We start from the raw sequence: 12379 nt of genomic DNA on the forward strand, positions 1-12379 counted from the left end.
TCATATGGCCAATCTCACAGTGAAGCTGATAGACCCCCTGAAGGATGCGGGGGTGAGCCACTGGCTGGAACGCTGCCGGGAGACGACGATCTTTCACAGTGCCAGCTGGGCCAGGCTTATGGTCGACAGCTATGGTTATCATCCCCTCTACTTTATGTTGTACGACTCGGGTACCTGCCGTGGCTGTCTCCCCGTGATGGAGGTCGACAGTGTATTCACCGGCAAGCGCGGCGTCTGCCTTAGTTTTGCCGACTACTGTGGCGCCATTGTGGAGGGCGTGGACGATTTTGCGCTGCTGCTGCAAGCGGTACTGGATTACGGCCGCTCCAGGAGATGGCGCTACGCCGAGTTCAGGGGAGAGGCGCGCCTGGTAAACGAGAGGGCGAGCGAGGTGTATGCGCACCACCTGATTGAACTCTCGCCGGATGAGGAGCTGATGTTGTCGCGGCTGAGAAAAAGCACTGCGAGGAGCATTCACAAGGCGGTCAAAGAGGGGGTCACTGTCGCTATCGGAACCTCGCTCCAGGAAACACTAGAATACTACCGGCTGCATTGCCTGACCCGCAGGCGCCAGGGGCTCCCGCCGCAGCCTAGGCGGTTCTTTGTTAACCTGCACCACCACCTTATCGGGAGAGGGCTCGGATTCACTGCTATTGCCCGGCAAGGTGACGCCACGGTGGCGGGTGTTGTCTGCCTCCACTTCGGTATGAACGCCATTTATAAATACGGCGCCTCCGACATCGAGCAGCAGCAATTGCGCGCCAACAACCTGCTGTTTTGGGAGTTGATCAAGAAGTGCGGTCGCGACGGTTTCCGTTTCCTGAGCCTGGGCAGGACCGATCCCAAAAACGAAGGGCTGTTGAACTTCAAAAACGGCTGGGGCGGGAACATGAGCGATCTCAATTACTACCGGTACGATTTCACTTCCGGCTCATTCGTAGCCGGTGAAGTAACGAACCTGGAGCCGTACCGGCAGTTGCTCAGGAAGTTGCCCGTGCCACTGCTCCGGGCACTCGGGACGCTGGCTTACCGCCATCTTGGCTGAGAGCTGGCAGGACTCCCATGCTGGGAGAAAGAGGGGGGGTACTAATGAGAGCGGTAACGATTGCCTTTTTTGCTATCTTGACCATAACCACCGGCTGCGTTTCCCGGACAGCGGTCCCTGCAGTGACCCCGCAGCCGCCTGCATATGCCATGAGCGAATATCGTATTCAGCCAGGGGACCTGCTGGACGTGAAGTTTTTCTACAACCCAGAGCTCAACGAATCCCTCACCGTTCGCCCGGATGGCCGCATTACGCTGCAGTTGGTAAATGATGTCGTGGCTGCGGGGCTAACGCCTGCCGAACTCACGATGAACCTGACCAAAGCTTACGCCCCGGAACTCACCAGCCCCAGGATCGCGGTCATCGTGAAGACCTCTGTGCTGGAGCGGGTTTTTGTTGACGGTGAAGTGTTCAAGGCGGGCCTAGTTAATTTGGTAGGCCCGACGACGGTGCTGCAGGCTATCTCCCAGGCCGGCGGCATGAAGGACTCTGCCAAGTCCGGTGAGGTGCTTCTGGTCCGCAAGGCGGCAGATAACTCGACACAGGTGATGCGGCTTGACGTCAAAAAGCTTAGGGAGGGAGTTGCGTCGCAGGACATTCTGCTGCGCTCTAACGATATTGTGTATGTTCCCAAATCCACCATCGCTAACATCAACACCTGGATCGACATGTACATCAGGAAGAACGTCCCGCTGCCGGTTGGCATAGGGTACGACCTAAGTAGGTAACACACAGAGAACATTCGGGTGACTTAACATGAGTCTGCTAGAGATATTGACACTGCTGTTCAAGCGGAAAAAAGCAATCATCGGGATTTTTCTGCTGCTTTTTGCCTCTGCCGCGGCTTATACGCTGGCCCAGGATCCGACCTATGAAGCCAAAGCCAGCATCTTAGTGAAGATGTTTCGTGAGGACCCTTCCAGACCTGGGATGGAAGCTGACGCGAACAACCTGCCTCGTATAGTGAGCCAAGACGAGGTTGTCAATGCGGAGATACAGATCCTGACCGGTCGTGAATTGGCGGAAAAGGTGATAGGGACGCTGAAGATGGAGGGAATCTATCCCCACCTTGCCTCAGGGGAACTGCTGCCGGCCGCCCGTATGGACCAGGCCGTGCAAACCTTTGCCCAGAGCCTGCAAGTGCAGGGGGTCAGGAAATCCAACGTAATCGCTGTCTCTTTTCAGCACAACGACCCCGAAATGGCCGCCAAGGCTGTGAACCTGTTGATCGAGGCCTTTAAGGAGAAGCATCTTGCTGTGCACAGCGACCCGCAATCATCTTTCATTGCGAGCCAATTGGCCTCATTTGAGGTGAAGCTTAAGGAATCGGAGAAGCAATTGCAGGATTACCAGCAACGAACTGGGGTCTATTCGATCGACGAGCAAAAAACCCTACTGTTGAGGCAGCACACCGAATTGGACTCAGCCTACCGGCAGGCGGTCACGAACGTTCGGGAAAACCAGGACAAGATTGCTTCCTTGAAGCTGCAGATGAAGTACATCACCGATAACAAGGACAGGTACACCCAAACCGAAAGGGACCGTATCATCATCGAGGCAAAATCAAAGTTATTAGAACTGCAGCTCAAGGAACAAGAGCTCAAGATGAAGTACACCGACAAAAACAAGCTGCTTGCCGACACAAGGAAGGAGTTGGAGGTTGTCAGCAAGTTCCTGAAGGACCAGGAAGAGATCATCATAGGGAAGGTGAAGACGGCGAATCCGGTTTACCAGAGCATGGAGACGGACCTGTTCCGCGTGCAGGCTGACCTGAAGTCGCAAACGGCAAGGGCCGACGCGCTTAAGTCCCAGTTGAGGCAGCTTGATGGGGAAATAGCTACACTTGATCGGAGCCAGAACCAGATTCAGGACCTGAAGCGGCAGATAGTGTTGAACGAAAAAAATTACATGGCTTACATGGAGAGGAACGAGGATGCACGCATCTCGGATGCGATGAACCGTCTGAAGTTGTCGAATATCAGCGTAATCCAGCAGGCAGTGGCACCGGCAAAGCCGATCAAGCCCAATATATCATTGACACTTGCCTTGGGTATGGTCTTCGGTATGGCCGCGGGACTCCTGTATGCCTATGCTGCGGAAAGACTCAGCCAGACATTCACGGATCCCAAAGGTGTGGAAAAGTACCTCGAACTGCCGGTTCTCGTGACAGTCCCGCTAAAAAAGGATTAAGCCATGTATCTCAACTTCTACAACCTCGATAAAGAACCTTTCCAGATAACTCCGGACCCCGCGTTCCTGTACCTGAGCAGCGTGCATAAGGAGGCGCTTGCTTCCATCATCTACGGAGTCGAAAAAAGAAAGGGGTTCATACTGATTACGGGTGCGGTAGGAGTGGGGAAGACAACCATTCTAAGGGCTTATCTGGAAAAGGCCGAGGCCCAACATCTCAAGACCATCTACTTGTTTAACGCGAACATCTCCTACCTTAACCTGCTGAAGTACATTTTCGCTGAGCTCAACATGACGCCCCAATCCAACGAAGTTTCCGACTTGGTGAACCAACTGCACCAGAGGCTACTCTACTACTACCGTGAAGGGCGCAACATCCTGCTGGTCATAGACGAGGCCCAGAACATGCCCGTCGACACACTCGAAAACCTCCGCATGTTATCGAACTTCGAGACGGATACGGACAAGCTCATCCAGATCGTGTTCTGCGCGCAATCGGAATTCGAGAAGACTCTGAGTTTGGGGGAACTGAAGCAACTCAAGCAACGCATCGCGGTGAAGGCTACCATCTCCCCTCTCACCAGGGAGGAAGGTATCACCTACATCCATCATCGGTTGAAAACGGCTGGCGACAAGGATTGCATCATTTTCACCAACGGAGCTTTGAACCAGATCGTGCAGGCCTCGCGCGGAATTCCCCGGGTCATCAACGTACTCTGCGACAACAGCCTGATTACCGCCTTCGGTTACGGCAAGAAGAGGGTGGGCAGCGGCATCGTGCGGGAGATTACCCGGGATTTCGGGCTGGAGAATCCTCTGTATTTCAGGTGTGGCGTCTTTTTGATGATGCTGCTGCTCATGGCCGCAGCTTTCTTCGGAATGCGTCAAATGACGTCCTTGATGGCTGCGAAAGCTCCTGTTGGCGCGCAAGCGACGACGGCGGCTCCGCAGGCCCGATTGGTGCCTATTTCTGAACGAACTGCCGGGGACAAACGGGCACTCAGGAGGGTGGTCCAACGGGGAGACACTTTGGCGAAGATGATAAAAGAGGTTTACGGCGAGGTCGACGCTGACAAAATCAGGCGAGTTAAAGAAGCCAACCCGAGCATTGTGGATGAAAACGTAATCGTGGAAGGGGGAATTATCTCATTCCCATACCGCAACCGCTGATCCACAGACTCACGTGACAGGGGAGTGCCATGAGCAATATTCATGAAGCTTTGGAGCAGGCGCGCCGAGAGAAGAGCTGCTCCACAGTATCCTCGCAAATAGCCTTAGAGGCCCAAGTGGTCCGTGGTTTCTCTTTAGCGGATGAAATGTCCAAACTGCACCACCAGATTGGACTCATATTGGCTGACGGCTCCTATAAAGTGCTTCAGTTCGTTGGCTGCAGCCATCGTGCGGGTGTCTCCACTATAGTGCGCGAGTTTGCCTCGGCGGCCGTTAACCACTACGGGAAATCCGTGCTCATCCTTGATCCCTCATGCCAGGAACTGGAGCGGAGGATAAATTTCAACGTCACCTGCGAATTCGGCTGGTTCGATACGGACAAGGACGAACTCCCCGACAAGGCTTTTTTCCGGTTCGGCGACTCCAATCTCTACTTCGCGCCCATATCCGTTCATGCCTCGTTGGTGGCCCCTTCCAAAAACATAGACAGGAACCTGGACCTTTGGGCGAAGCTCAGGGAGAGGTTCGATCTCATCCTAATCGATTCTTCCTCCGGTCCCAAAAGACAGGAGGCAGTGGATTCCTTTCACAATGTGGACGGGATCATCCTGGTCCTTGAAGCTGGCAAAACGCGCCGTGAAAGCGCCGAAGGTGTGAAGAAAAAGATACAGGCCGCCGGTGGTGTGATCCTTGGTGCAGTATTCAACAAGAGGCAGTACTACATTCCGGACTTCATCTACAAAAAGCTTTAACTACTCCGCTGGGCGGCAGGAGCTTCCTGGATGCCCCCATGAGAATTACACAGTAAGAGGTCGCAATGCGAAAGGATAAAAAGACCATCTGGATAGACATGGATAATTCGCCGCATGTACCTTTCTTCAGGCCGATCATCGGCGAACTCGAGGCACGGGGGTACGAGGTGATGTTGACGGCTCGGGATTGCTTCCAGGTCTGTAAATTGGCCGACTTATACAAGATGGATTACCGAAAAGTCGGAGTCCACTACGGCAAGAACAAGATCATGAAGGGGATTGGGCTGCTGCTGAGGTCGGCGCAGCTTGCTTCATACGTTTTAAAAAGGAGTCCGGACCTTGCACTTTCCCACGGGTCGCGCTCGCAGATGATCCTTTCCTCGGTGCTGCACATTCCCACCGTGATGATGACAGACTATGAATATGCCAAGAGTATTCCCTTTTTTCGCCCTGACTGGCTGATCATTCCGGAGATGATCCCGGACAGCAGTGTGTGCGACCGCCCCGGCAAAATCCTGCGCTACTCCGGGTTGAAGGAGGATGTCTACGTGCCGGGGTTCCAGCCCGAGCAGGGAGTCCTGGACCAACTGCGCCTTGACCCGACCAAAGTCATCGTTATTGTTCGCCCTCCTGCCACAGAGGCGCATTATTTCAAGGAGGAAAGCCTGCGACTGTTCGAGGAGGCAATGTCCTGGCTCGGGACAGTGGAACAGGTGAGCGTCATCCTACTGCCGCGCAACAGCGGGCAGGCGGACTTCGTTACAAGTAAATGGCCGCAACTGCTGCAGAGCGGGAAGGTGAAAATCCCCGATCAGGTGATCCCCGGGCTCAACCTGATCTGGTACTCGGATCTGGTGATAAGCGGCGGGGGTACCATGAACCGTGAGGCAGCGGCGTTGGGGGTGCCGGTCTACAGTATCTTCCGAGGAGAAATAGGTTCCATCGACAGGCACCTATCCGATACCGGGCGCTTGACCATGATCGGGAGCGCTGAGGAACTGCGGACCAAGGTGGAACTCAAGAAAAGAAAGCGCTCGCAGGCTTACCAACCGCCGAACCGCCCTGCGTTGAAACAGATTGTCGACATCCTGCACGTCATCCTGAACCAGGTTTAAAAGACGGCGCGCCGCCAGGAGACCACTGCTTGGACAGTAAGTCCGTGCGCCGAGAAAAGGCGACATAAGCTGCACCAATCTTCTTCGCTGTCGCTGACCTGCCTCACTTCCCCGTTGTTTCCGGTGGGTAACTTTTGCAACAACACATTTCAACTGCTGACTCCGGAAGAGAGGTTCTGCCTCACTGCCACCTGGAGCCGGAGGGAGTCATGATGGATGACACCAAGAAAGGCGCCGATCTGATGGCGATACTGAAGGGGCCCCTTGACGAACTTTTCCGCTACTGCAAGGAGAACGACTGGGCGGGGTTCGACCCCTACGATGGGCTGAACAGTCTTGTATATCAGGCTACACCTCTCAAAAACAGCAAGCTCTGCAGGATTGCGCTGATCCAGGCACTGAAACGCCTGCCGGTGAACCTTAGACCGCTACTAATGGTGCCACGCCTACAGAATCCCAAGGCCCTTGCCCTTTTCCTGAGCGCGTTCGTGAAGTTGTCTAAGCTAGGCTTGCTGAAGGATGAAGGACTCATTCAGGCGATGACAGAACTTCTGGCGGCTCTGCGCTCGCCGGGAAACCGGTACTGGAACTGGGGATACAGCTTTCCTTGGCAGACGCGGGGAGAGTTGGTGCCGCAGGGGGGTGCCAATCTTGTGTGCACCGTGTTCGTCGCCAACGCACTTCTAGATGCCTTCTACTTGACCAGCGATCCCCGCTGCATCGAGATGGCCGGCAGCGCGGCTGACTATCTTCTGGACGAACTGTATTGGACCCAAGGGGGGGAACTAGCCTGCTTCAGCTATCCCCTTCCCACTACGCACGTTCCCATCCACAACGCCAACTTTATGGGGGCTGCCTTGCTGTGCCGGTTGGCGAAATACTGTGGTGGCAAGAGATACCGCGATTCGGCCCTGAAGGTGGCGCGGTACTCGGCCGCCAGGCAGCAACCGGACGGGGCCTGGGGGTACGGCGAATCACCCAGCCAGGGCTGGGTCGACAACTTCCACACCGGGTACAATCTCTGCGCGCTTCACACCATCGGCCACTGCGCGGAAACCGGGGAGTTCCAGGGGGTACTGCGGCTAGGCTTCGATTTTTACCGGAAAAACTTTTTCAGGCAGGACGGCGCCCCGAAGTACTACCATAATAGGATCTATCCAATCGACATCCATAGCGTGGCCCAGAGCATCATCACCATGCTCGAGTTGAAGGAACTGAGTGAGCAGAACCTTCCCCAGGCCCGGTCGGTCCTCACCTGGGCGCTGGATAATATGTGGGATGACAACGGGTACTTCTATTACCAACTCTATCCGTTGTTCAAAAACAAGATCTCTTACATGAGGTGGTCCCAGGCTTGGATGCTCTTGGCTCTTGCTACTTTTGCCGAGCACGTTCAGGAGTGAACTGAAAAGAGGTGTCTAATGAAACGGAATACTCAACTGCCGCTATCGGATACCTTGAAGCCTGACAGTCGCTGCCGCTATGTTCTCATCACGCCTGCCCGCAATGAGGAGAAGTACATCGAATTGACGATCCAGTCCATGATTCGCCAGACCGTTAGGCCGATGAAATGGGTTATCGTGAGCGACGGATCCACCGACAGGACGGATGAAATAGCAGGAAAGTACCTGCCTGAGCACCCATGGATGGAACTGATCCGAACACCGGAAAGGGAGAGCCGTAATTTCGGAGGGAAGGTGCGAGCCTTTAACGCCGGCTATGAAAGCGTCAGGTCCCTTCCCTTTGAGTTCGTCGGTAACCTAGACGCCGACATCTCTTTCAGTCCCGATCTCTTCGAATTCTTATTAGGCAAGTTCGCCGACAACCCAAAGTTGGGTGTTGCCGGTGCCGCTCTTATGGAAAAAGGGTCCGTTGTCTACGATTACGATATCGTCAACGTTGAGCACGTCTCCGGGGCGTGTCAACTCTTTCGGCGTAGCTGCTATGAGCAGATCGGCGGGTATCAAAGCATCAAGGGGGGCGGGATCGACTGGACCGCTGTGACCACTGCACGCATGATGGGGTGGCAGACCAGGACCTTCCCCGAAAACAGCTTCCTCCACCATCGGACGATGGGGACAGGGAAGGGGAGCGTGCTTGGCTCCCGTTTCAGGTTCGGCAAACAGGACTACTACCTCGGAGGGCACCCCGTTTGGGAAATCTTCCGCGGTTTATACCAGATGACAAAGGAGCCGTACCTGGTAGGTGGAGCATTTCTACTCAGCGGGTACGTATGGGGGTGGTTGAGCGGCACGAAGCGCCCGATTTCGGACCAGTTGGTAGCATTTCGGCGCAAGGAACAGATGGAACGTTTAAAGCAGATTGCTCGTCGCAAACTCCTTCCCGCCAGCGAACCGTAGGCCCTGAAAAAAAGTCATTTGGCAGGAATCGTCGTAACGCCCCCCAATGGAGGTTCACAAGGAGAACGCGGGATGAGTCTATCGCCCATGCACATAACCGTCTGTATTTGCACCTTCAAGAGACCAGAAATGTTGCAGCGCCTGCTGATCACGCTTGAGGGGCAGCAAACCGACGGGAAGTTCAGCTATTCGGCGGTGGTCGTCGATAATGATGCCAACCGCTCAGCGTTGGAAACTATTGCGCTGTTCCAGAAGTATCACACCCTGCCAGTGACCTACCTGGTGGAACCGGAGCAGAACATCGCCCGCGCCAGGAATAAGGCAGTCGATAATGCGACTGGTGACTTCATCGCCTTCATAGACGATGACGAGTTCCCGGAAAACCGGTGGCTGCTGCAGATGGTGAATATCTTAGAGGGATCCGGTGCAGCCGGGGTGCTGGGGCCGGTGCGCCCCCATTTTGAAAAGGGGTGTCCCAAGTGGATCATCAAGAGCGGCCTGTGTGATCGGAAAAGCCACGCCACCGGAACCATTATGCGTTCCGCCGATACCCGCACAGGAAACGTTCTGATCAGCAGGGAGATCTTCAAAGATACGCGTAACAGGTTCGATCCTGCCTTTGGCAGAAGTGGCGGCGAGGATGTCAGATTCTTCGAGTACGTTATGCAGAAGGGGCATACTTTCCTCTGGAGCAACGAGGCCTTGGTCTATGAAACTGTCCCACACGAGCGCTGGAGTGCATCCTTTTATCTACGAAGGGCGGTACGGAAGGGGGGGGTGAGCGGCTCCGTGATCAGGAAAAGGGGATTCTCCTTTCGGCACCTTGCTTTCGCTCTCGCAGCTTTCTGCGTCTATGCCACAACCTTGCCCTTCGCCGTCCTGGCTGGAAAGCACTTCTGCATCAAATGCTTGGTGAAAACGGCTTATCACTTGGCATGGCTTTCGGGGTTTTTCGGTCACGTTCAGATAGCTCTAAAGGACGACCAGTAGCTCCTTTGACGGCTCAGACTGCCGTCAAGGAAAGGGGGCACCGCGATGTTAGGGATGTTGGCATTACTTGCCTGTTTTGCCTTAGTCACTTGGCTCTTTGTTCGGGATCAGCGGGTGCGCCCGATGCCCTCCCCCGAGTCGTGGCTACCCTTTGCGTGGTTCGTGATCGTCGGGACCAGACCGCTCTCCGCCTGGTTTTCGGTCCAGGAGGAGGATTCCGCTGACGCTTTCCTGGAGGGAAGTCCGCTGGACCGATACTCTTTGATGGCGTTGATCCTGATCGCATGCGTGGTCCTGCTGCGCAAGCGACCGCAATGGTTTGGGGTCCTTCGTAGCAACTTCTGGTTCATGGCCTTCATCGCCTACTGCGCTGTCAGCGTTGTCTGGTCCGATTACCCCTTTGTCAGTTTCAAAAGATGGGTCCGGGAGCTCGGTAATGTAGTGATGGTCCTGGTAATCCTCACCCAGGATGATGCAGGCAAGACCACCCGTGCATTGTTGGCAAGGTTCGCTTATCTAGTCATCCCGCTTTCTGCGGTCCTGATACTCTACTTTCCCGCCCTCGGCACCTACTACAGCGATCTTGAGGGTATCTCCTACTGTGGCGTTGCGACCTATAAGAACATGCTCGGCAGCATCATGTTCATCTCTGGGGTCTATCTCGCCTGGGAGTTACTCTACGTGCCTGACGGGAAGGACACCAAGGTTTCAGATCTAGCCCCATTGGCCGCCCTATGGGGGATGGCCGTGTGGCTCCTTGTTATCTCCAGCAGTTCTACCGCCCTTATCTGTCTGGCGATGGGGTCCGCTGTTCTGCTGCTGATGAAACTCACTTTAGCCCAGAGGCAGGTCCGCCATCTGGGGACCTACACACTGCTTGGCGCCCTGCTCTTGTTGGGACTCTTCTCTCTCCAAGGAACGCTGGAGATAATGACGGGGGCGGTGGGGCGGGATCTCACCTTCACCGGTCGCACGGAGTTATGGGGGGACGTCCTTAGAGAACCTATCAACCCCCTGCTTGGGACTGGCTACCAGAGTTTCTGGCTCGGGGCACGCGCCGACGACCTCTGGGAGCGTTATCTTTTCCACCCGCGGCAATCCCACAACGGCTACCTGGAAACCTACCTGAACGGCGGGTTGCTTGGCCTGCTCCTGCTACTCGCACTCATCGCCTCGATAGGAAAGCGCTTGAAGACTGGGCTCCTCGCCGGCAACAGGTTCACCGTGCTCCTCTTTTCCTTCTGGGTCGCGTCGTTATTCTACAATTTTACGGAATCGCGGTTCGTAGGGCCAAATCTGATCTGGATCCTATTGAGCGTAGCCGCGTTATACCACCCCGCCGAAGCAGACCTGCAACAGGCGGGATAGTCACCGCTCTTCCACGAGGAGAGGCAAGTGTTCTGGGCCAAGATCAAAAAAAGCGAGCTTTCGCGGGATACGCTCTGGATGCTGATCGGGTATGGGGCGCAGCTTCCGATCCGTGCGGTCTATTTCATCCTCATTGCCAGATGGCTCGGTGCTGAAGGCTACGGCGCCTTCATCGGCGTGACGTCGTTGGTCAGCATTCTTGCACCCTTCGCCAGCATGGGGTTCGGCAACATTCTCATCAAGCATGTGGCCCGAGACCGATCTGAATTTTCCCGGTATTGGGGGAGGACCCTGCTTCTCACCTGGTTCAGCGGCATAGTGCTCACCTTGGCTACCGTGGTCCTTTCGCACTTCATCTTGCCAAAGAGCATCCCGTTGATGCTGGTGGTCACCGTATCAATAGCGGATCTGCTCTTTCTCTCCATCCTGAATGTTTGCGCGCAGGCGTTCCAGGGGGTCGAGCGCCTGTCCATGACGTCGTTCTTACTAATCCTGCCCAATGCCACGCGTCTAATTGCCTTGGTGCTCCTGATCCTGCTGAAAAAGCCTACACCGCTCGACCTGGGTTACCTTTATCTGGTGAGCACCGGGGCTGCATTTATGATCGGTGGCTACCTGGTATCGCGGGAACTCGGCAAGCCGGTTTACAACGGGAGGTTGTTCGACGGCGAGGTCAGGGAGGGGCTGTATTTCTCGGTTGCCCTTTGCTCCCACAGCATATTCAACGACATTGACAAGACCATGCTGACCCGTCTGGCAACGCTGCAGGCTGCCGGCATCTATGCCGCTGCATACCGCTTGGTCGATGTCGCCTTCATACCGGTGCGTTCCCTGATAGCCGCCTCTTATGCACGTTTTTTTCGCAGCGGAGAGCAGGGAATACGGGGCACTTTGGGACTGGTCGGGAAGCTCATACCTTATGCCGCAGGCTACGGCCTTGCCTCGTCGTTACTGCTATATATCTGTGCGCCGTTGCTGCCCTACGTCTTCGGCGCTGACTTTAAGGAGGCGACCGTCGCTCTGCGCTGGTTATCGCTCCTCCCTTTCCTTAAGGTGCTTCACTACTTTCCTGCCAATGCCCTGACCGGTGCCGGATTCCAGGGGCTCAGGAGTTCCCTGCTCGTGGGCACTGCGCTTTTCAACATATGTCTCAACCTCTGGCTGATTCCAATTTACTCATGGAAAGGGTCAGCCTGGGCCAGCCTGATTTCCGACGGGCTTTACGCGGTCATTATTTGGGGAGCGGCCGTATGGAAGCTCCGTTCTTGCCAATCAGTGGCGCTTGCGAACCAGGAAAAGTAGCCGCCCATCTGCCGGTAGTTAATGGCGCCGTCAGCTTCTGGGTACAAAGAAAGCCCTGCAGGTGTTACTGCAGGGCTTTCTTTGTAC

At 55.3% G+C, this 12379-nt stretch carries 11 protein-coding genes; all 11 read left to right on the forward strand.

Going from position 1 to position 12379, the window contains the following annotated elements; genetic code table 11:
- Positions 1-4 precede the first annotated feature (4 nt).
- The 11 genes from GBEM_RS05365 to GBEM_RS05415 all read left to right on the forward strand — a co-directional run bounded on the left by GBEM_RS05365 (position 5) and on the right by GBEM_RS05415 (position 12292).
- On the forward strand, positions 5-1045 hold the full coding sequence (locus tag GBEM_RS05365) for a lipid II:glycine glycyltransferase FemX (protein ID WP_012529502.1): 1041 nt from the start codon (positions 5-7) through the stop codon (positions 1043-1045).
- Positions 1046-1089: 44 nt separating this feature from the next.
- Positions 1090-1773 carry a polysaccharide biosynthesis/export family protein gene (locus tag GBEM_RS05370; RefSeq protein WP_012529503.1) on the forward strand — a complete coding sequence of 228 codons (684 nt, stop codon included), beginning with the start codon at positions 1090-1092 and terminating at the stop codon, positions 1771-1773.
- A gap of 28 nt (positions 1774-1801) precedes the next feature.
- Positions 1802-3235: a GumC family protein gene (locus GBEM_RS05375; RefSeq protein ID WP_012529504.1), complete on the forward strand. Its 1434-nt coding sequence runs from the start codon at positions 1802-1804 to the stop codon at positions 3233-3235.
- 3 nt (positions 3236-3238) lie between these two features.
- Positions 3239-4405, forward strand: coding sequence for an AAA family ATPase (locus GBEM_RS05380; RefSeq protein WP_012529505.1), 1167 nt, complete (start codon positions 3239-3241; stop codon positions 4403-4405).
- A 29-nt stretch (positions 4406-4434) separates the two neighbouring features.
- Positions 4435-5157, forward strand: coding sequence for a P-loop NTPase family protein (locus GBEM_RS05385; protein WP_012529506.1), 723 nt, complete (start codon positions 4435-4437; stop codon positions 5155-5157).
- 65 nt (positions 5158-5222) lie between these two features.
- Entirely contained in the window at positions 5223-6272 is a 1050-nt protein-coding gene (locus tag GBEM_RS05390) for a DUF354 domain-containing protein (protein ID WP_012529507.1), read from the forward strand.
- Between the two features lie 209 nt (positions 6273-6481).
- The gene (locus tag GBEM_RS05395; RefSeq protein WP_012529508.1) at positions 6482-7675 is read left to right on the forward strand and encodes a hypothetical protein; all 1194 of its coding nucleotides are present in this window, start codon (positions 6482-6484) and stop codon (positions 7673-7675) included.
- Positions 7676-7693: 18 nt separating this feature from the next.
- Positions 7694-8632, forward strand: coding sequence for a glycosyltransferase (locus tag GBEM_RS05400; RefSeq protein ID WP_012529509.1), 939 nt, complete (start codon positions 7694-7696; stop codon positions 8630-8632).
- A gap of 72 nt (positions 8633-8704) precedes the next feature.
- Positions 8705-9622: a glycosyltransferase family 2 protein gene (locus tag GBEM_RS05405; protein WP_012529510.1), complete on the forward strand. Its 918-nt coding sequence runs from the start codon at positions 8705-8707 to the stop codon at positions 9620-9622.
- Between the two features lie 123 nt (positions 9623-9745).
- Entirely contained in the window at positions 9746-10990 is a 1245-nt protein-coding gene (locus GBEM_RS05410; RefSeq protein WP_226373928.1) for an O-antigen ligase family protein, read from the forward strand.
- Between the two features lie 27 nt (positions 10991-11017).
- Complete coding sequence (locus GBEM_RS05415; protein ID WP_012529512.1) at positions 11018-12292, forward strand: oligosaccharide flippase family protein; 1275 nt, start codon at positions 11018-11020, stop codon at positions 12290-12292.
- Positions 12293-12379 lie beyond the last annotated feature (87 nt).

This window comes from Citrifermentans bemidjiense Bem (assembly GCF_000020725.1).
In the GTDB taxonomy this organism is placed as follows: Bacteria; Desulfobacterota; Desulfuromonadia; order Geobacterales; family Geobacteraceae; genus Geomonas; species Geomonas bemidjiensis.